The organism is Streptomyces sp. NPDC048825 (assembly GCF_043198355.1).
Taxonomy (GTDB): domain Bacteria; phylum Actinomycetota; class Actinomycetes; order Streptomycetales; family Streptomycetaceae; genus Streptomyces; species Streptomyces xiangluensis.
Genome location: NZ_JBICUR010000001.1, coordinates 599,029 through 618,805, shown reverse-complemented (window position 1 = coordinate 618,805; position 19,777 = coordinate 599,029). Strand labels below are relative to the sequence as shown.

Below are 19,777 nucleotides of genomic sequence, written 5' to 3'. Positions count from 1 at the left end.
CAGGACGTGATGGACCAAAGGTGCAAGACGGTGCGGCTGGGGGATCTGGGCGTCAGACGCATCCGAGACTGCGGTACGCCTCACGGGTCGTGGCCGCGACCCGTTTCCAGGTGCGTTCGCGCGCGACCAGCTCACGGGCGGCTGCTCCCCATTCGTTTCGTCGCTTTTGACAGTAAATAAGTTCTTCTAGACAATCTGCCCAGACACGAGATGATTGATGATGAATCAGGAGACCACTCACTCCCGGCTCGACCAGTTCCCGCATGGCTGTGAGATCGCTGCTGACGACGGGAAGGCCGCTCGCCATAGCCTCGACCGGCTTGAGAGGGGTCACCAGACGGCATACGCGCTCGTCGGTGCGTGGCAGCGCAAAGACGTCCAACGCGGCGTAGTAGTCGCGCACTTGGGAGTGCGGCACCCGACCGGTGAACAGGGCGACGCCGTCGTCGAGGCCCAGTCGGGCGGCAAGTCGCTGCAGCGCTGGGCGTTCCGGGCCGTCGCCCACGATCAGCAGTCGTAGGGGTGCTCCCCGGCGCCGCAACTCGGCACCCGCACGGAGCAACGTGCCGATGCCCTCGTGTGGCGTAAGGCTGCTGACGGTGCCGACGACCAGGTCGTCCGAAGCGATGCCGAGCCGGGCACGCAGCGGCGCGCCGTCCGGCAGCGGAGCGAGGAATGTCTCGTCCACCGCGTTCGGAGAGATGAGGACCCGCTCCTCGGGCACCCCGCGCGCCACGATCTCGGCCCGCATCGCCGCGCCCAGCGTCAGCACCAGATCGGCCTCGCGCATGCAGTACGTCTCCAGATCGCGCCGGGCGCGGTAGGTCTCGTCGTCACGGGAACGGCCCGGGGCCTGGGTCAGCCAGGTCTCCTCCAGAAAGCCTCGTACCTCGTAGATCACGGGCAGTCCGTAGGTCTCGCGCAGGGCCAGCGCCACACGTCCGTTGCCGTGGTCGGTCGCCGCGTGCAAGACGCTGGGCCGCAGCCGCTCCACCAGACGGCCGGCCAGCTCGACGTTGCGGGCCAGTGCCGCGCTCTGCCCGTACGGCAGCATCAGCGGCAGCAGCCGGTGCTGCGGCACATCACCCACGATCTGCAAGGGGCGGGCGTCCAGCACCCCCTGCGCGACCGGGAACCCGATGCGCGTCACCACGTGCGGATCGAGCCCGGCCGCCCGCTGTGCCTCGGTCAGGGCCTGGGTGCGCACGGTGTAGCCGGCGTGCTTGAACGGCAGCCCGTTGGTGACGAGGTGGAGGACTCGGCCCGGCACGGGCCGGATGGCCGGCCCGGCGGGTGCGGGTAGCCGCGCCGCGGAGGGCGTCGCGGTCGGTCCGGCCGTGCGGGCGCGGGCAGTGAGCCACCGCTCGAACCGGCGCAGTCGGCGTCGGGCAGCCGTCGGCAACAGACGCAAACCGAGCAGTATCGCCCGAACGGGGTCGTGGCGCAGCTCGGCCCAGGCCACCGATGCCGCAAGAATAAGTGCATATGGGATACGAAGTGGCATATCGGAACGGTAGGCCGACGGAGCGGAGAACAACGGAAATGAACGGCCAGGTACTCCATGTCGTCGGCACCAGGCCGAACTTCGTCAAGGCGGCACCGGTCGTCGCCGCGCTGCGCGCGGCTGGCTGCGACCAGGCCCTCGTCCACACCGGGCAGCACTACGACGAACGCCTGTCGGACGTCTTCTTCCGCCAACTCGGCCTGCCCGAACCGGACACCGACCTCGGCGTCGGCTCGGGCAGCCACGCGCGGCAGACGGCCGACCTGCTGGTGGCACTGGAGGCCGAGCTGACTGCCCGTGCGCCGACACTCGTCCTGGTCTACGGGGACGTCAACTCCACGCTGGCCGCCGCCCTCGTCGCCGCCAAGCTGTCGATCCCTCTCGCCCATGTAGAGGCGGGCCTGCGCAGCTTCGACATGACGATGCCGGAGGAGGTCAACCGGCGTCTGGTCGACCAGCTCGCCGACTTGCTGTTCGCCACCAGCCCGGAGGCTGTCGGCCACCTCTCCAGGGAGGGTGTCGACCCGGCCCGCGTCCACCTCGTCGGCAATCCCATGATCGACACCCTGCTCGGCCATCTGGACCGCTTCGACCCGGTCGCCGCCCGTGCCGCGTACGGACTGCCCGAACGCTACGGCGTGGTCACACTGCACCGGCCCGCGAACGTCGACGACCCCGAGGCGGCCCGGGCCGCCGCCCGCGCCCTGACCGAGGCCGCAGCCCACCTCGACCTCGCCGTACCACTCCATCCGCGCAGCGGGGCGACGCTGCGCGCGGCGGGCCTCTCGGACGCGCCCGGCATCCACCTCCTCGAACCGCTCGGTTACGTGGAGTTCATGAGCCTGGTCCAGGGCGCCGCAGCCGTGATCACCGACTCGGGCGGAGTCCAGGAGGAGACCACCGTGCTGGGCGTCCCGTGTCTGACCCTGCGCAGCACCACCGAGCGCCCGGTCACTGTCACCCACGGCACCAACCGTCTGGTGCGGCACGAGGAGTTGGCGCCCGCGCTGGACAAGGTGCTGGCCGGCACGGCGACGGTGTCGGGCGAGGGGCCGCCGTTGTGGGACGGGAAGGCCGGCCCTCGTATCGCTCGGGTGCTGACGCGGTGGCTGGAGAGCCATGGCTGACCTCACCGCGACGGGCACCCGCACCACGCCGGACGAGTGCGCCGCGACGGGCGCCCCCACCACGGCCGACGACCGAACCCGCGCTTACTGGAACACCCGCCACCGGCAACGCGACGACCTCGCTTCCGGCGGCCACATCGGCCTCGACCGCCCCGGCAACGAGATCTTCTACGCGCTGCGGCTCGGCGCTCTGCTCACCCTCATCGGAGATCTGTCGAGCACCCAGTCTCCGCTGTTCGTGCTCGACGCGGGCTGCGGCAAAGGGCACTTCTCCCGGGCACTTGCACGCTGCGGCCACCGCGTCGACGCCTTCGACACCAGCCCCGCGGCCGTCGCGCACGCCCGCGCCCAGGGCGGCGGCCCGCGCTACGCCGAATCGTCCCTCACCGACTGGCGCAGCCCCTGGCTGTACGACGTCGTGCTGTGCGTGGACGTCCTCTTCCACGTCATGGACGACGCGCAGTGGGCGGCCGGCCTGCGCAATCTCGCCTCCCTCGTGCGGGTCACCGGCCGTCTGATCGTCGCCGACCAGGACGGGAACGAGCGCACCCCGCTCGGCGACTACATCGTGCACCGACCAACGGCCGCCTACCGCAGGGAACTCGCTCCCCTCGGCCTGCGCCACACCTTGTTCAAGCCCTACGGATTCCGCGAGAACCCACTCGGCTTCCACGTCTTCACGAGGACCCGCTGATGCGCCTGACCGATCTGCTCCACCCCCACCTGGACGGCGTCACCACCGTCGTGGACGCCACGGCGGGCGGCGGTCTGCGCCTTGACCGCTATGTTCATCTGCCGCCGGGTGTCAGGCTGAGCACCCACGAACAGCCCATCGGGCCGGGCCAGTTGGTGCTGCTGTCCTACGGTCCCGACCCCAAGCTGCACGGTGACGAGGCAGCCTGCCTCGCCGTACTGCAACGGATGCGCCCCGGCGGCCGTGGCTTGATCCTCTTCGGCCATGACGGCCTCGAACTGCCCTACCACCGGCTGCTCGACCACCTGGTCACCCATCGCTGCCAGGTGCTGCGCGCCTCCGCCCTCGGTTACACCCGCCTGCACGCGGGCGCGGTCTTCGCCTGCACCGAGGAACTCCTGCCGCTCCACGACTGGTTCGGCCGTCCCGTACCGTCCGACGGCCTCGCCACGCAGCTGCGCGTGGTCGGCGAGTACGTCCTCGCCGACTTCGCCTCCCGTGCCCTGCGCGCCCGCACGCTCGATTTGGAGCGTACGGCCGAGGAAACCGCCCGCGCCCTGGAAGCCGCGCGCGACGGCGGCACGGCCGAGCACCTGGCCGCCGTAACGCGGGAGAAGGCGCAGCTGGACTCCGCGCTGCGTGGCGCCCGGGACCGGGTCGCGCTGCTGGAGGCTCGGGTGGCCATGCTGGACGGCTCGACTTCGCTGCGGGCCGGACGGGCACTGGTCGCGGCGGCCCGGTCACCGGGGCGCGGGATGGTGCGGCTGCCGCGGGAGTTGTACGGCATGTGGCGTGGACGCGGGCGCGGAACGGCGGCCCGTCCGGCCGCGGTCCCACAGACCCGGGAAGCGGATGCCGCCGTGCCCGACGGCCGCCTCCACCTCGCCCACCGCGGCTTCTCCTCGGCGCCCCGCGACCGGCTCGTGATCGCGGGGGTGCTCGGCGACAGCACCGCCGAGGACTTCGCGGCGTACGCCGTCGTCAACCGGCTACTGCCGCACGACGGACGGCTCCTCGTGGAGCGCACCGACCCGGACGCGCTCGTCGTCCAGCTGAGCGCCTGCTCCGACGCCATCGGTCCGTGGTCGCTCACCGGCACCGGACTGGCCCCCGACCTGGACCGCAGCCTGGCCGAACTCGTAGGCCAGGCAGAGGCCCTGGGACGGAAGTCGGTGCTGTGGCGGGACGCCCCGACGTCAGGTGCACCGGGGCTCGCCCACCTCGCCTGGGACGCTGTCATCGACGGCGACACCGGCGTACGGCTGTCCGGGCTGGACCCGGTCGCGGACGGCAGGGAAGGGCTGTGGGAGGCGTTCCGCCACGCCGGCACCCGCGTACGGCTGTCCCGGCTCGCCAGGCTGGTCGGGGCCCCCGACCCGCTGGACCGGCGACGCGTCGCCGTCCTGGCCTCGCCCCGGGACGACAGCGACATCGCCCGGCTCACCGACCAGATGCTCCGCCAGGTGCACCGGCCGGCCGAGGTGGTCGTGCCTGACCCGGCGGGTGCCGCGCTCGACGAACTCACCGCCGCGGGCGTCGCCGTCCACGCCGGCGAACCCACCGCCCCATGGGTCGCGGACTGGACCGACCTGTCCGTGGACCGCCCGGACACCCTGTTGCTCGACCTGATGTGCGCCCAGGAGTACTCGGGCGCGGACGCGGTGGGCCACACGCCCGCCGACGACGACTACGCCTTCGTACCGGACCTGCGGCCCGCCCTCGTCCGTCGGTCCCTGTTCTTGGCCGGCACCTCCGCGGACACCTGGTTCCGCAAGGGGCACCGGCTGTTCGCCGTACGCGGGAAGGAGATCGCATGACCCGCACGTTCAACGCCCTCGTCTACGGCGACGTCGACCTCAACATCATCGACGGCTCCGCCGTATGGGCCCAGTCGACGGTGCAGGCACTGTCGCTGGCGGGTTGCCGGACCCGGCTCGTCCTCAAGTCACCGGTCCGCACCGAGAGACTGATCGAACCGCTGGCCGGGCTGCCCGGGGTCACGGTGGTGCGCCCCTACGAGAAGCGGCTGGTGCCCGAACAGGGGCCGCGCTCCTCCCTCTCACCCGTGCAGGCCTCGCAGCTGCTCGCCCGGCTGGATGGTGACGAGCGCTGCGACCTGCTGGTGCTGCGCGGTCAGAGAGTGGTCAGGCGCCTGGTCGCCGACGGCGCCTTCGACGGGCGGATCTGGGCCTATCTCACCGATATCCCGCAGTCGCCCGCCGGGATGACCGAGACGGCTCGCGCGGACCTCGCCCGCATCGCCGGCTCCTGCCGCCACATCCTGTGCCAGACGGAGGAGTTGCGCTGCTTTCTGGAGACCTGGGTGCCGGAGGCCTGTGGCAAGAGCGTGCTCTGCCCACCCGCCGTGCCCGTACCCGCATTCCCCATGCCGGAGCGCGACAGGCCGCACGATCCGCTACGGCTCGTCTACACCGGCAAGTTCGCGCCGCGTTGGAACACCTTGCCCATGACACGTCTGCCGACGCTGCTCGGTGAGCGGAACATCCGTGCAGAACTCCACACGGTGGGCGACAAGATCCACGACGACCGGGCCTGCCCCGACTTCAAGGCCGAGATGATCCAGGCGCTGCGCGCACCCGGCGTCCACCACCACGGCGGCAAGTCCCGTGAGGGGGCCATGCGCATCGCCGCCGACTGCGATCTGGGTCTGGGCTGGAGGGACACGTTCCTCGACGCCAGCCTCGAACTCTCCACCAAAGTCCTGGAGTTCGGGGTACTCGGTCTGCCCGTCGTCGTAAACCGCATGCCCGCGCACGAGACGCTGCTCGGCCGCGACTATCCGCTGTACGTGCCCGGGGACGCGGTGCTCGACGACGCCGCCGACGCCGTCGCGCTCGCAGTGCACGAGCCCGGAGCCCGGCGGCTGGCGGCCGAACGCTGCCGGGAGGCCGCCCAGCGGTACACCCTGGAGGCCGCGGCGAACCGCTGGCGCGCGAACCTCGACCGCGCCTTCCCGTCCTCCTCCAGGCTCTCGACTTCGCTCGAGAAGGGGGGATCATCTGCCGTGGGCGCACGGCAACAGCCGTTGCGGGTCGGTGTCGCGGGCCATGACCTGAAGTTCCTCACCCGGCTGCTCGACCATTTCCGCGCACTGCCTGGGCTCGACGTACGCATCGACGCCTGGCCCGCGCTCGCCCGCCACGACCCGGCCGCGAGCAAGGAGCTCGCCGACTGGGCCGACGTGGTGTTCGTCGAGTGGTGCGGACCGGCCGCCGTCTGGTACAGCCGCCACAAGCGACGCGGCAGCCGTCTCGTCGTACGGCTGCACCGCTTCGAACTGACCGGCCCATGGCCGCGTCAGGTCGACATCGACGCGGTCGACCGGGTGGTGTGCGTCAGCCCGCAGTACGCCCGCAGCACCCGCGAACACACGGGCTGGCCGGAATCGAAGATCACGGTCATCCCGAACTGGGTCGACACCGCTCAGCTCGACCGCCCCAAGGCGCCCGGGGCCCGCTTCCGCCTCGGCATGATCGGCATCGTGCCGAGCCTCAAACGCCTCGACCTCGGCCTCGACGTCCTCGAAAAGCTGCGCGCCCAGGATCGGCGCTGGCATCTGTCGGTCAAGTCGAAGCCGCCGTGGGAGTACTGGTGGATCTGGAACAAGCCCGAGGAGCGCGCGCACTACGACGCCGTGCTGCGCCGCGTGCAGACCTCGCCGCTGCTGGAGGGAGCCGTGGTCTTCGACGCCTTCGGACCGGACGTGCCGAGCTGGCTCAGGCGCATTGGCCATGTGCTGTCCACCAGCGACCTGGAAAGCTTCCACCTCGCCACGGCCGAAAGTATGGCCTCCCGCGCCGTACCTGCGCTGCTGCCCTGGGCGGGTGCGGACGAGATCTACGACCGACGGTGGATCCATGACAGCCCGGAGGCGATGGCGGACGTAATCGCCGATCTCGGCCCGGACGACTGGCAGTCGGCCGGAGAGTTGGCCCGCACTCAGGTGCGGAATTCCTTCTCGCTGGAGCGGGTGGCCCGGGACTGGGCGGAACTGCTCGCGTCCAGGTGATACCCGAGTCTCCCGGAGCGCTGTCCGGTGTCCGGGGACTCGCCATCAAGGGCGGGACGCATGGCGGATCGTGCCGTGGAAGCGTGACGACCGAACCGGTTTGAACAATGAGAGGAGACCACTTGTGATCGACATCAAGTATGCGGGGAAAATCTGCCACTTCGACGACGAGGGCGTCGATCTGGAGAGCCCCGGCACCATGTATGGGCCGCTACTCAAGGGCAAATTCTATGAACATGCCTTCCTTCACTACATTGCCTCGTTGCAGATCCCAGGAACATACGTTGACGTCGGCGCATGCATCGGAACACACACGGTCTTCTTCGCTGTGCACTGCCCTTCTGACCGGGTATATGCCTTCGAACCGCGTTCAGCAGCAATGAAACGCCTTCAGCGCAACCTGGAACTCAACAACGTACAGAGCCGAGTGACCACCTCACACTGGGCACTGTCCGACCGCGAGGGCACTGTAGACGTCCGTCTGGACCGGGTTAACCACACGCTCCAGACGCGTCGGCTGGATACGCTCGTGAGAGGGCCCGTCGCCGTGATCAAGCTCGACATCGAAGGCATGGAGGCGCAGGCGCTCGCGGGGGCCCAGGAAATGCTGAGGCGTCACCGGCCGCGGGTGTTCGCGGAGGCGCACACGGAAGAAGAACTGGCCCGGATCCTTTCCGTTCTGGAACCGCACGGGTACCAGGCCACAGGAAATGTGTTCAATGCCTCACCCACCTACGAGTTCATCGTGCCATCTCCGGGCGGGACGCCGTAGGCCCTGTCGTAGCAGATCGCGGGGTCGCATCAGGCTGCCTCCGACTGGTAGACCGTTTCGCTGGTCCAGCGGCGCACGTACAGCGGGGCCAGCCAGACTGAGTCCTCCCGAACAGGTCAGCCCGTCATATAGCCATCGGGGCGGATCCGGATTGTGCGTTCGCCTGATCCGATGCGCACGGTAACCCCATACCAGCCATCGGATCCCTGGGTCACCGATGAGGAGACGGGTTGACGGGCGGTTCCTGGAACGATCAAGGTGAGCATTCGAAGTTCCTTCCCGCGGCGATGCATCATGACTGTGCTTGCCGGTAGCCGTTGGCCTTCGGCAGGGGAGACCCAGACCTGGTACGGATCTCTGGCACCACGGACGACGCGCTAGGTGGAGTTGAGCCCGGAGGAGAAGTGCGTGTCCGGCAACCACGCTCGCCGCATCACGGAGGCCCTCAAAACCGCGCCCGACCCGACACCGCAGCAGGTCAGGGAGACCCTGCACTGCCTCGGCTACATCGACGAACGCCTCGACGGTCCACAACGCTCCGGCAAGACCGTGGAGTTCACCGTCGACCTACGGATCCTGGGCGGCAAGTGCCTGTCCGGCAGCACCACGGGCACGAAGACGGTCCTCGAACCGTACGGCGCGATTGCTTCCGACGACGTGCGCTGCCTGGATGTACAGCGCCGCTCTTGAAGGCCGGAGGAGATTACCTCACAGGGGCAGCACATTCTTGACGTGCGTCCGGTGGGGGCGTTGCCGGTTCTCGTCAGCGAATGTCGTGGTCGGGGTGGGTCTGGTCGTACGCGCTCCGTGCGTCGGCGATGGCGGCACGGTGGGCGAGGGACCAGTCGGCGAGTGCCTTGACCAGGTGGGTCAGGCCGGTTCCGGTCTCGGTCAGGCGGTAGTCGACCTGGGCCGGAACGGTCGGGTACACGGTGCGCAGCACGAGGCCGTCGCGTTCGAGCCTGCGTACGGTGAGGGTGAGCATCCGTTGGGAGATGCCGTCGATGGCGCGCTGTAGTTCGCGGAACCGGCGCGGCCCGCCCGCGAGTTCGACGATCACGAGCACCGACCACTTGTCCCCGATGCGGTCCAGGACGTCGCGGATGCCGCAGTCGGGGTGGTCCTCGCGTCCGCAGGGATCGAGGTCGGCGGGGGTGGCGGTTACCCCGGTGTGCGTGAGTGACATCAAACTGCCTTCTTGTAGCCCGTGGGCGTGCGGTCAAGGATCAGCGTAGTTACCGATGAGAACCACGACGGAAGACTGCGATTGACATGATCTTGGTGACCGGAGCGAACGGGAATCTGGGCTCGGCCACTCTTGCGGCGCTGCGTGCCCGCGGCGCCGTCGCGACGGGCGGCAGCCGCACGCCGGACGAGGGGATGCGGCGCCTCGACTTCGACGACCATGGGGGCCTCGATCTCGCCGGTGTGTCGACCCTGGTGCTGATCTCCGCCGGTTATGCCGAGGACGACCAGGTCGTCGGGCGGCACGCGGCGGTTCTTGAGGCCGCCGTCCGCGATGGCGTCCGGCACGTCGTCTACACAAGCCTGACCGGTGCCGGCGACCATCTCGGTTTCGCGCTCGCGCACCGTGCGACCGAACGCCTTGTCCGGACCAGCGGATTGCCGTGGACGATCCTGCGCAACGGCCTCTACGCCGAACTCTTCGGCGGTCTCCTGATATGGGCCGGCAGTGGCGTGGAGTCCGCGTTCGGGGACGGTGCCCTGGCCGCGGTCGCGCGCGAGGATCTCGCCGATGCAGCGGCGATCGTTGCGGCGAATCCGACACAGCACAGCGGACGCGTCTACGACCTCGTCGGCACCCCGATCACGGCGCGACAGGTGGCCGACCGGCTCGGGGTCCCGCACCACACCATCAGCCTGGCCGAGTACCGGCGCAGGCTCCTCCACGAGACGCCGGGGCTGCTGCCGTTCCAGTCGCCCATGCTCGCCTCGATCGCCACTGGCATCCGACACGGCTTCCTGGACGGCACCGCCCCCGGCCTCACGGACCTCCTCGACCGCCCAGCCCGCGACGCACTGGCCACGGCCGCTGCAGCCGCGACCGCCACGAGACCAGAAGCAAGCACTTCGGCGCGGACGAGCGGGCTCTCGGAGTCGGGGTCCGGGCCATGGCCGGATTCCTGACCAGCCGACTGACTACCTCAGCCTGAAGGGAGCCGTGTCCAGGGTGGGATACGGCTCGGGGAGGGGGAGAGGCTCGCCCAGGTCGACCTTGGACTCGCCGTCGTAGTACGCCTTGGTGGGGTCGTCGCCGGGGAGGATCGGATCGGTGTAGCAGTGGGCCGTGTTGGCGTTGCGGTTGATGAGGACGTAGACGGGGATGCCGGCGGCGGCGTAGGTGCGCAGTTTCGGGCCGGTGTCCGTCTCGTGATTGGTTGACGTGACCTCGCCGACCAGAGCGATCATGTCGATGGGGTACCAGCCCTTGTGGGCCTTGCGGTACGACTCGTCGAGTTCGGAGGCCTTCCGGCGCCGGATGTAGAAGTCCGGAATGAGCAGGGACATCGTGCTGCCGTCCTTGTGTGCGGCCCGGTAGCCGTTGCCGATGCCTACGAGGCGGAATCCGGCCGTGCGGAACTGGTAGCTCAGCTCGAAAACGCCGTCGTTGTGGTTGTCGTTCGGTTGCGGCGGCACGATGACCGTCCCCTCGACGTACTCGGGTCGAATCGGCGCCACAGACGCTTCTTCGATCGCGATCAACAGATCGATGGGGTCCTGCTGAGTCATGACCGGCTCCGTGATGGGTTCGGCGCTCATCGCTGTTCTCCTCGCCACGTCGATGCCAGGCTACGCCCGTGCTGGGTGCCCCGGCAGGAGCATGGGGTGTCCGGTCGGCCGCTGACCTGGCGTTCCGTGAGCATTCACTCGAACGAGAGTGCCGAACCTTTTACCGCGGCCACCGCGCACACAATGAAGCGGCGCCCAGAACCTCCGGGCGCCGCCATCCTCGTACAACTACAAGCCGCTACTTCGCGACGTTCGGTGAAGCCGAAGCCGCCGGTGCAGGCGTGAGCGGTGTCGCTGCCTGGGCCTGTGGCGACGACGTGTTCGAGTACGCCGACGGAGGGGCCATGCCCGCCGTCGGGTCGGCAGCCGACGCCTCACCCTCCGGCTGGAGTGGGAGGCCGCCCACGATCTGGATGCCGGCCGCGTCGAAGGCCTTCTTGATGCGCCAGCGCAGCTCGCGCTCCACGGACAGGGCCTTTCCGGGCATCGTCTTCGCCGAGACTCGGACCACCATCGAATCGAGCAGGACGCTGTCCAGGCCCAGCACCTCGACGGGGCCCCAGAGGCGCTCGTTCCAGGGCTCGTCCTTGCTCATCTCCTCGCCGACGGCCAGCAGCGTGCGGCGGACCTTGTCCAGGTCCTCGTCGGGGCGGACCGTGACGTCGACGCCGGCCGTGGCCCAGCCCTGGGAGAGGTTGCCGATGCGCTTGACCTCGCCGTTGCGGACGTACCAGATCTCGCCGTTGTCGCCGCGGAGCTTCGTCACGCGCAGGCCGACCTCGATGACCTCGCCGGAGGCGACGCCCGCGTCGACCGTGTCGCCCACGCCGTACTGGTCCTCCAGGATCATGAAGACGCCGGAGAGGAAGTCGGTCACCAGGTTCCGCGCGCCGAAACCGATCGCGACGCCCGCCACACCCGCCGAGGCCAGCAGCGGAGCCAGGTTGATCTCGAACGTGCCGAGGATCATCAGCCCGGCCGTGCCCATGATCAAGAAGGACGCCACCGAGCGCAGCACCGAACCGATCGCCTGGGAACGCTGACGGCGGCGCTCGACGTTGACGAGGAGGCCGCCCAGCGCGGTGCCGTCGACGGCCTGGGCGGTGCGGTTCATGCGGTCTATCAGCTTGGTGATGGCACGCCGGATCATCACTCTCAGGACGCCCGCGATCACGACGATCAGCAGGACTCTGAGCCCGATGCTGAGCCACGTCGACCAGTTCTGCTCCACCCAGCTCGCGGCCTCGGTCGCGCTTTCCTGGGCGTCCTGGAGCGATGGCGCCGATGGTTCGTCCGAGGGCTCGGCGATCGACAGGACGGACAAGAACACGGCAGGTACCTCCAGGCGTAGCGGTCTGCCCGCGGCATGGGGGTCACAAGAGGGTCACCGGACGGGCAGACTCAACACACTATCGGGGCACCATGTGTGGATCGGCGCAATGTCCGAGGGAGAGACTGTGCTCACCTGGGAATGAACACGGGGACGTAAAAACGGTGTGGTCGAAAACACTCCCAGCCCGTTACCGGGACATGGTGGCGCTTCCACCAGGCATGAGGGGAGACTGACTACAGATCGTCCCGGCGCGAGCCACGCGCCGCCGGCGTACAAGGAGGCATCCGTGCCGCATGTCCTGGTCCTCAACGCGTCGTACGAGCCGCTCGGCGTCGTACCGCTCCGCCGCGCGCTCGTCCTCGTTCTCGAGAACAAGGCTGTCTGCCTCGAGGAATCCGGCGCCTTTATGCATAGTGCAACCGTTACTGTCCCCGCACCCAGCGTGGTCCGGCTGAAGAGGTTCGTACGGGTCCCTTACCGGGGGCCCGTTCCGCTGACCCGTCGCGCGTTGTTCGCTCGCGACGGGGGCCGGTGCATGTACTGCGGTGGCGTCGCAACCAGCGTCGACCACGTCATCCCGCGCTCCCGCGGGGGTCAGCACGTCTGGGACAACGTGGTGGCGTCCTGCCGCCGCTGCAACCACGTGAAGGCGGACCGTCATCTCTTCGAGATCGGCTGGCGGCTGCGCCACAAACCCGCCCCGCCCTCGGGCCTGGCCTGGCGCATCATCGGAACCGGGCATAGGGACCCGCGCTGGCTGCCGTACTTGCAGCCGTACGGCGCGGATGACGCGATGGCCCGGATCGATGGCATCTCTGCCTGACGCTCCGGGCCTTCGTCTTGCGTAAGCGCTCCGCTGGTTGAGGAGGGGGAACTGCGGTCGGCCGTTGGCTGCGGGTGCGTTGTGGCTTGTCGCGCCCGCGCGGCGGAGCCGCATATGCCACAGCCCCGCGCCCGTTTGGGGGCGCGGGGCTACGCGTAACGCAGCTCGCCCGGCTGGGCCACACGTCTGAGCAGCGGCAGCGCCGTGGCAGCGGCGAGCAGGCAGGACACGTACACCGCCAGCGGGAACAGCAGCGGCAGCAGCAGCGGGAGGGAGACTCCCACCGCAATCCCGTACGCGAGATACACCGCCGTACCGCCGAGACCCGCGAGCAGCATCGCCGGGGCCAGCGGCAGCGCCGTCTCCAGGAGCAGCGCCCGGCCGAGCACCGCCCGCGGCACCCCGGCGGCGGCCTGCGCGGCCAGGCCCCGGCGCCGGGTGGCCAGCGACTCGGCGGCGCCGACGGCGAGACCGCTCAGGGTGATGGCCAGCGCGACCAGGACGGCGGCGCCCGCGAGGTTGATGCCGGTGTTGTAGAAGGCCAACTCCTCGGGGGAGCGGCTGTAACCCGGTCCGTTCAGGTCGTCGACCAGCATCTGCCGTACGCCCAGGAAGCTCACGCCCACGATGGTCACCAGGAGTACGGCGGCGTGGGTGCGCGCGGCGGCCCAGGGGTCGGCGCGCAGCCGCTCGGCCGCGATCAGCACCGCAGGGTTCCCGGTCCGCGCGGCGAGCCACCGGCCGGTGATCTTCGCCGTGGCGCCGGCGATGGCGACCGAGCCCACCGCGGTCAGCGTCACCGCGCCGACCACCGACAGCGGGAACGCGGCCTCGCTCGACCGCTGGCCGCCCTTCAGGACCAGTGCGGCCGCCGCGCCCACAAGTAGCGCGGGCGCCCCCAGCGTGAGCAGGGCGCTCCCGCCGCGCTCCGGCCGCACCCGGCGCACCCACCCCAGCGGCGAGGCCACCACCCGGCGCAGCGCCAGAACGCTCACCAGCGCGGCGACGACCGGCACGGCCGGCGTCACCAGGGCGAAGCCGGCCCAGAGCCACAGCGGTGGCCGATCCCACAGGAGCAGCAGAAGCGGTACGGCGACCGCCGCGGCGAGAGCCGAGCCCAGCAGGCAAGCGAGGCCCGCCTCCAGAGCCGCGATACGCCGCACCTGCGGGGCCGTCGCCCCGACCAGGCGCAGCGAGGCCAGCCGCCGGTCCCGGTGCACGGCGCCGATCCGCGCACACTGCGCAAGGAACCCGAGCACCGGCACCAGCAGGAGCAGCAGCGCGACGACCACCCCGGGACGTATCCCCGGCTCATCCAGCAGGCCATTGAGATACGGGAAGTGCACTTCCCCGCGCACCGCGCCGATCGCGAGCGCCGCGAGCCCGAAGCCGGTGGCGAGCGCCGCTCCCACCGCCGTCAGCAGTACCCGCAACCACTCGCGTCGGTCGGAACCCCGCGTCAGCTGCCAGGCAAGCCGGAGATCCTCCATCACCGAGGCCTTCACCGGCGCCCTCACTGGGCCACCTCCAGGTCCACCGAGTCCTCAAGGACGACGCCGTCCTTCAGCCGCACCTCACGGTCCGCGTACGCCGCGACCTGGTGGTCGTGCGTGATGAGCAGCACCGTCGTGCCCGCCTCCCGGACGGTGTGCACCATCGCCGTCATCACCTGCTCACTCGCCAGGGAGTCGAGCGCGCCGGTCGGCTCGTCGGCGAAGACGACCTTCGGGCCGGTCACCAACGCCCGTGCCATCGACACCCGTTGGGCCTGGCCACCGCTCATCTCGCCCGGCCGCAGCTCCTCCTGGCCGCGTACGCCGAACCGTTCCATCCATTCGTCCGCCCGCTGGTGCGCCTCGGCCCGCCCCGCTCCCGCGAGCAGCAGAGGCAGCGCCACGTTGTCGAGCGCGGTCAACTCCGGGATGAGCTGCCCGAACTGGAACACCACCCCGAACTCCGTGCGCCGCAGCTCGGTGAGCCGCTTGTCCGGCAGCTGGTCCAGGCGCTGCCCTGCGTAGACCACCGAGCCCTCGTCGGGGCGGACGATCCCGGCCAAGCAGTGCAGAAGCGTGGACTTTCCGCTGCCGCTGGTGCCGGTGACGGCGAGGATCTCGCCCGCGCCCAGCTCGATCGAGGCGCCGCGCAGCGCCTTCGTTGTGCCGTGCGCCTTGGCGAGGGCGCGGGCGGCCAGGAGCGGCACTTCGTTGCTCATGCTGCGTCGACCTCCGCGGTCAGAGTGGTGAGCCGGGCGGCGGTGGTGTTCATCCAGCGCAGGTCGGCGTCTAGATGGGACAGGGCGTAGTCGGCCGAGAGGACCGTCGCGAGATCGGCGCCCTGGGCGGTCTTGACCGCCGTGAGCTGCCGCATCCGCTCCATGTGCGCGGCGCGCTGGGCGCGCAGATAGTCGTCCGGGTCCGTGGAGGCGAGGATCGCGCAGACGACCTTGGCGAAGATCTCGTTCGTCACGAAGGGTGCGGGCGGCGTGATCTCGCCCGTCCACTTGGCCAGCTCACGCTCCCCTTCGCCGGTCGACCGGTACCGCGTCCGCTCCGGGCCGCCGGCGGAATCGGTGCCGTCGACCTCGGCGAGACCGTCGCGCACCAGACGTTGCAGGGTCGTGTAGACCTGCCCGTAGGCCAGCGGACGGGCTTGCGGGAAACGCTCGTCGTGCCGTCGCTTGAGGTCGTAGCCATGGCTCGGCCCACCGGCGAGCAGCCCCAGCAGGATGTGGCGGGTGCTCATGGGGGCCAGTATGTACCCGGTATATGTACTGAGTGAGTAGTAGGTAGGAAATCCTCCCGCGGCGCGGCCCGACAAAAAGATCCTCGGTAGTAACCCCGGATCCGGGAGAGAATGTGAACACCAACACGTTGCCCACTCGTTTACGTCTGTGTCCGCGCCCGCTGGGTATGGGGCCCCTGACCCCGCACCATCGACTTCTCCAAGGAGGCCCTCGTGGCCGCATCGGCACCGCTTCTGCTCTCGAACCTTTCCAAACGCTCGGAAGACCGCCTGGAGGACCCCTCCAAACGCCTGGCGGGCCTGCCCGCCGACCCCGACCTGCACCTTTGCGTGTTCAGCGCCGAGGGCTCCTGCGCCGAGGCCCCGCTGACCAGTGAGCCGCCGCTGCCCGATGCCGCACCCCTCACCAGCGAGCCGCCCCTCGCCGACGCCGCCCCCCTGACGAGCGAGCCCACCTCCACGGGTGCCGCCGCCGGCCTGGACTTCCCGGGGGTCTGATGCCGCTGTCCCGGCTCGCCGCGCTGCACGGCGTCGCCACCTCCTACAGCCCGTCTTCGGACCGTACGGTGCCCGCCTCGGAGGCCGCGGTGACCGCCGCGCTCGGCGCGCTGGGCGTCGACGCCCGGACTCCGGAGGCCGTCGAGAGGTCGCTCGCGGTCCGCGAGACGGAGCTGCGGGAGCGGCTGCTGCCGCCGACCGTGGTGTGCTGGAGCGGAGCCGCCGTCGTGAGCGGCGACCGGGAACCCGCGGCGGACGACCCCGCGCCGACCGCCCGGGCCGGGCGCCCGAGCGGTCCGCTGCCTGCCGCTCTCACCGCACTGCCCGCGGGCACCCGCCTGCGGATCCGCACCGAACAGGGCGAGACTCGCTCCTCCGCCGAACAACTCCCGTACGGCGTGCACGAGTTGACGGCCACCGCCCCCGACGGCCGCACCGCCCGAGCCCACCTGGTGGTCGCCCCGTCCCGGCTGCCGGCGCCTCCGGGACGTACGTACGGACTGCTCGTCCAGCTCTACTCCCTCCTTTCCCGGCGTTCCTGGGGCATGGGCGACCTCGGGGACCTCGCCGAACTGACCGCCTGGGCGGGGCGGGCGCTCGGCGCCGGATTCGTGCAGGTCAACCCCCTGCACGTGGCCGTGCCCGGCGAGCCCACCGACCCCTCCCCGTACCGCCCCTCCTCACGCCGCTTCCCCGACCCGGTGCACCTGCGGGTCGAGGACATCCCGGAATTCGCGTACGTCGAGGACCGCGACCGCGTTCGTACGCTGCTGGAGCGGGCCGACCGGCTGCGTGAATCGGTGCTCCACAAAGGTGCGTTGATCGACCGCGACGCCGTATGGGAACTCAAGCGCGAAGCCCTGGAGCTGGTACACGACGTGCCCCTCGGGCCCGGACGACGCGCGGCCTACTGCGACTTCCTCGCCGAGGAGGGCGAAGCCCTGGAGGACCACGCCACCTGGTGCGCGCTCGCGGAGAGATACGGCTCCGACTGGCACTCCTGGCCGGCCTGCCTGCGCGATCCCCGCTCGCCCGAAACCGTCCGCGCCCGCGGCGAGTTGATGGACCGCGTCGACTTCCACAGCCGTCTCGTCTGGCTCACCGACAGCCAGCTCGCCACCGCCCAGCGCAGCGCGCGCGATGCGGGCATGCCCGTCGGACTGGTGCACGATCTCGCGGTCGGCGTGCATCCAGGCGGCGCCGACGCCTGGGCGCAACAGGAGTACTTCGCGGCGGGCATGACCGTCGGCGCGCCCCCCGACGCCTTCAACGCCCGGGGCCAGGACTGGAGCCTGCCCCCCTGGCGCCCCGACCGGCTTGCCGACTCCGGCTACGCCCCCTACCGCCGCCTCCTGCGCGCCCTGTTCCGGTACGCGGGCGCGCTGCGCATCGACCACGTCATGGGCCTGTTCCGGCTCTGGTGGATCCCGCAGGGCGAGGCGCCGACGGAAGGGACGTACGTCCGTTACGACGCCGAAGCCATGCTCGCGATCCTCGTGCTGGAGGCCTGGCGCGCCGGAGCGCTGGTGATCGGCGAAGACCTCGGCACTGTCGAACCGGGCGTCCGCGACTCGCTGCACGAGCGCGGCGTGCTCGGCACGTCCGTGCTGTGGTTCGAGCGGGACTGGGAGGGCGACGGACAGCCCCTGCCGCCCGAACGCTGGCGCACCGACTGCCTCGCCACCGCCACCACCCACGACCTGCCGCCCACCGCGGCCCGCCTCACCGGTGACCACGTCGAGCTCCGCGACCGTCTGGGCCTGTTGACCCGCCCCCTGGAGGAGGAACGCGCCGAGGCCTCCGCGGATGCAGGGGAGTGGCTGACTCTGCTGGCCCGCCTGGGCCTCCTCGACGGCCTGGGCGGCGGAGCCGCAGTCTCGGAGGAGGCAGAGATCCAGGCCGTCCACCGCTTCCTGCTCCGTACCCCCGCCCGCATGATCGGCATCTGGCTCCCCGACACGGTCGGCGACCGCCGCCCCCAGAACGTCCCCGGCACCTGGAACCAGTACCCGAACTGGCGCCTGCCGATCGCGGACGCGGAGGGCCACCCGATGACGCTGGAGGAGCTGGCGGCTTCACCCAGGCTGCACGCGTTGCTGGATGTGGTGCGGGGGAGAGCGCCGGGCGCTGCGTAAGAGCGGGGTCCGGGGAGCGCCCCAAAGAGGGCGCGGGGAACTGCGCGACAAGCCACGACGCACCCGCAGCCGCGACACGACTGTCACTCCCACCCCCTGGCGGGGGCCTGGGGCGCAGCCCCCAGTTTCGGGAAGGGGCGGGCTTGGGGAAGAGAACCCCCGCCCACCCACAGGCGCCCCACCCGGCGGAGGCAGCGGGGTGTGGGCGCAGCCCCAGGTAAACGCACCCCGGGCGAGCGCACGAGGGAGCCGTTAGCTACCGTGGGCCCGTGGACAAGAAGAACGCTCTGCGAGCCGGCACCCTGGCCGCCGGCACGACGCTGATGATGCTGCTCATGTCGTCCCCCGCCCTCGCGCTGATCCCCGACGACGGTGACGACCCCGGCCCGGGCCTGAGCGTCATCGAGACGCTGGGCCTGTACGTCGTGGCGCCGATCGCGCTGTTCGCGGTCATCGCCGGCCTGGTGATGGTCCTGGACAGGTCGACGGACCGGCAGCCGAAGCTGAAGCCCGGGGGCAAGGCGCAGGGCAGGATGCAGGGCGAGGACCAGGTGCAGGCCTCCTGACCTCGGTCCTCTCCGAGTTTTCTGTTGAGGGCGCTGTCCTCGTACACGTACGCAGGTTTCGCGGTACGTGGGCGAGGGCGGCGCCCTCGACGTGTTCTCACCAGCGACCGGCGTACGACGCTGCTGGTCCGCCCCGACGGATACGCGGCCCGGGCGGCGAAGCCGGCGGACGCGGGGTGCTGATCGAGGAGGCGCCGGCTACGGCTGTGGGGTGACCGTGCCCGCGAGCAACTGACGCAACAGGTCGGCCAGTTGGCCGGCCTGTTCGTCGTCGAGCGCCGACAGCGCCTCCGTCTGGAGGGCGAGCCCGGCCTCGACCGCGTCGTCGATCATCGCCAGCCCCTTGTTCGTGAGCGTGACCTGGAGGGCCCGGCGGTCGTGCGGGTCGGGAGACCGGCGGAGGAGGCCGGCCCGCTCCAGCTTGTCGAGCCGCCCGGTCATCCCGCCGGTGGTCAGCATCAGCGTCTCCGAGAGCCGGCGGGGCGAGAGGGTGTACGGGGCGCCGGACCGCCGGAGCGTGGCGAGTACGTCGAACTCGCCGCGCGAGACCCCGAACCGGGCGTACGCCTTGTCCATCCGGTCGCTCATGGTCCGCGAGAGCCGGTAGACGCGGCCGAACACCTCCATCGCGGCGGTGTCCAGATCGGGCCGTACGACGGCCCACTGGTCGATGATCGCGTCGACGGCATCCCGGGGGGTCTTGGGCGTGCTGCTCATGGGGCGAGTATCCGCGCCGGCTCGGTCACTCGCAAGAAAGTAGCTTGACGGAAAGTAGCTTGGAGCTAAGCTACTTAGGGCCAAG

At 70.4% G+C, this 19,777-nt stretch carries 19 protein-coding genes; 11 read left to right on the top strand and 8 right to left on the bottom strand.

Features of this window, described 5'->3' with window-relative positions; all coding sequences use genetic code 11:
• Nucleotides 1–52: 52 nt before the first annotated feature.
• Nucleotides 53–1,504 (bottom strand): glycosyltransferase, encoded by a 1,452-nt coding sequence (locus ACGFNK_RS02755; RefSeq protein ID WP_393411229.1) that lies wholly within the window; start codon nucleotides 1,502–1,504, stop codon nucleotides 53–55.
• Between the two features lie 38 nt (nucleotides 1,505–1,542).
• On the opposite strand from ACGFNK_RS02755, the gene wecB reads away from it, so the two are divergent.
• From wecB to ACGFNK_RS02725, 6 genes are all read left to right on the top strand, one after another.
• Complete coding sequence (gene wecB / locus ACGFNK_RS02750) at nucleotides 1,543–2,631, top strand: non-hydrolyzing UDP-N-acetylglucosamine 2-epimerase (protein WP_393411227.1); 1,089 nt, start codon at nucleotides 1,543–1,545, stop codon at nucleotides 2,629–2,631.
• The gene (locus ACGFNK_RS02745; RefSeq protein ID WP_393411225.1) at nucleotides 2,624–3,325 is read left to right on the top strand and encodes a class I SAM-dependent methyltransferase; all 702 of its coding nucleotides are present in this window, start codon (nucleotides 2,624–2,626) and stop codon (nucleotides 3,323–3,325) included. The genes wecB and ACGFNK_RS02745 overlap by 8 nt, the downstream gene beginning before the upstream one ends.
• Nucleotides 3,325–5,142, top strand: coding sequence for a hypothetical protein (locus ACGFNK_RS02740; RefSeq protein ID WP_393411223.1), 1,818 nt, complete (start codon nucleotides 3,325–3,327; stop codon nucleotides 5,140–5,142). Before ACGFNK_RS02745 ends, ACGFNK_RS02740 begins: the two co-directional genes overlap by 1 nt.
• A complete protein-coding gene (locus ACGFNK_RS02735) occupies nucleotides 5,139–7,355 on the top strand; it encodes a glycosyltransferase family 4 protein (protein ID WP_393411221.1) in 2,217 nt (738 codons plus the stop codon). Before ACGFNK_RS02740 ends, ACGFNK_RS02735 begins: the two co-directional genes overlap by 4 nt.
• A 124-nt stretch (nucleotides 7,356–7,479) precedes the next feature.
• A complete protein-coding gene (locus ACGFNK_RS02730) occupies nucleotides 7,480–8,127 on the top strand; it encodes an FkbM family methyltransferase (protein WP_393411219.1) in 648 nt (215 codons plus the stop codon).
• 408 nt (nucleotides 8,128–8,535) lie between these two features.
• Nucleotides 8,536–8,817: a hypothetical protein gene (locus tag ACGFNK_RS02725; protein WP_393411214.1), complete on the top strand. Its 282-nt coding sequence runs from the start codon at nucleotides 8,536–8,538 to the stop codon at nucleotides 8,815–8,817.
• Nucleotides 8,818–8,890: 73 nt separating this feature from the next.
• Here ACGFNK_RS02725 and ACGFNK_RS02720 read toward each other — a convergent pair whose 3' ends face one another.
• Nucleotides 8,891–9,313, bottom strand: a complete 423-nt coding sequence (locus tag ACGFNK_RS02720; RefSeq protein WP_386352962.1) for a winged helix-turn-helix transcriptional regulator — start codon at nucleotides 9,311–9,313, stop codon at nucleotides 8,891–8,893.
• A gap of 86 nt (nucleotides 9,314–9,399) precedes the next feature.
• Between ACGFNK_RS02720 and ACGFNK_RS02715 the strand changes: the two genes are divergently transcribed.
• Complete coding sequence (locus ACGFNK_RS02715; RefSeq protein ID WP_393411212.1) at nucleotides 9,400–10,275, top strand: NAD(P)H-binding protein; 876 nt, start codon at nucleotides 9,400–9,402, stop codon at nucleotides 10,273–10,275.
• A 12-nt stretch (nucleotides 10,276–10,287) separates the two neighbouring features.
• Here the strand turns inward: ACGFNK_RS02715 and ACGFNK_RS02710 are convergent, their stop codons facing one another.
• Nucleotides 10,288–10,908, bottom strand: coding sequence for a Uma2 family endonuclease (locus ACGFNK_RS02710; RefSeq protein ID WP_393411210.1), 621 nt, complete (start codon nucleotides 10,906–10,908; stop codon nucleotides 10,288–10,290).
• A 208-nt stretch (nucleotides 10,909–11,116) separates the two neighbouring features.
• Nucleotides 11,117–12,208: a mechanosensitive ion channel family protein gene (locus ACGFNK_RS02705; RefSeq protein ID WP_393411208.1), complete on the bottom strand. Its 1,092-nt coding sequence runs from the start codon at nucleotides 12,206–12,208 to the stop codon at nucleotides 11,117–11,119.
• Between the two features lie 289 nt (nucleotides 12,209–12,497).
• Between ACGFNK_RS02705 and ACGFNK_RS02700 the strand changes: the two genes are divergently transcribed.
• Complete coding sequence (locus ACGFNK_RS02700) at nucleotides 12,498–13,034, top strand: HNH endonuclease (protein WP_328771555.1); 537 nt, start codon at nucleotides 12,498–12,500, stop codon at nucleotides 13,032–13,034.
• Between the two features lie 149 nt (nucleotides 13,035–13,183).
• On the opposite strand, the gene ACGFNK_RS02695 is transcribed toward ACGFNK_RS02700, so the two are convergent.
• From ACGFNK_RS02695 to ACGFNK_RS02685, 3 genes are read right to left on the bottom strand one after another with little or no spacing between them, the layout of a single operon-like run.
• Entirely contained in the window at nucleotides 13,184–14,551 is a 1,368-nt protein-coding gene (locus tag ACGFNK_RS02695; protein WP_393411206.1) for an FtsX-like permease family protein, read from the bottom strand.
• A complete protein-coding gene (locus tag ACGFNK_RS02690; protein ID WP_393411204.1) occupies nucleotides 14,548–15,246 on the bottom strand; it encodes an ABC transporter ATP-binding protein in 699 nt (232 codons plus the stop codon). Before ACGFNK_RS02690 ends, ACGFNK_RS02695 begins: the two co-directional genes overlap by 4 nt.
• Entirely contained in the window at nucleotides 15,243–15,776 is a 534-nt protein-coding gene (locus tag ACGFNK_RS02685) for a PadR family transcriptional regulator (protein WP_344396772.1), read from the bottom strand. The genes ACGFNK_RS02690 and ACGFNK_RS02685 overlap by 4 nt, the downstream gene beginning before the upstream one ends.
• 213 nt (nucleotides 15,777–15,989) lie before the next feature.
• Between ACGFNK_RS02685 and ACGFNK_RS02680 the strand changes: the two genes are divergently transcribed.
• The 3 genes from ACGFNK_RS02680 (at nucleotide 15,990) to ACGFNK_RS02670 (ending at nucleotide 18,975) form a co-directional block, all read left to right on the top strand.
• Nucleotides 15,990–16,274 (top strand): hypothetical protein, encoded by a 285-nt coding sequence (locus tag ACGFNK_RS02680; RefSeq protein WP_393411202.1) that lies wholly within the window; start codon nucleotides 15,990–15,992, stop codon nucleotides 16,272–16,274.
• Nucleotides 16,274–18,409: a 4-alpha-glucanotransferase gene (gene malQ / locus ACGFNK_RS02675; RefSeq protein ID WP_393411200.1), complete on the top strand. Its 2,136-nt coding sequence runs from the start codon at nucleotides 16,274–16,276 to the stop codon at nucleotides 18,407–18,409. Before ACGFNK_RS02680 ends, malQ begins: the two co-directional genes overlap by 1 nt.
• Nucleotides 18,410–18,678: 269 nt before the next feature.
• Nucleotides 18,679–18,975 (top strand): hypothetical protein, encoded by a 297-nt coding sequence (locus tag ACGFNK_RS02670; protein ID WP_393411198.1) that lies wholly within the window; start codon nucleotides 18,679–18,681, stop codon nucleotides 18,973–18,975.
• 198 nt (nucleotides 18,976–19,173) lie between these two features.
• Here the strand turns inward: ACGFNK_RS02670 and ACGFNK_RS02665 are convergent, their stop codons facing one another.
• Nucleotides 19,174–19,692 (bottom strand): MarR family winged helix-turn-helix transcriptional regulator, encoded by a 519-nt coding sequence (locus ACGFNK_RS02665; RefSeq protein WP_393411196.1) that lies wholly within the window; start codon nucleotides 19,690–19,692, stop codon nucleotides 19,174–19,176.
• Between the last annotated feature and the right edge of the window lie 85 nt (nucleotides 19,693–19,777).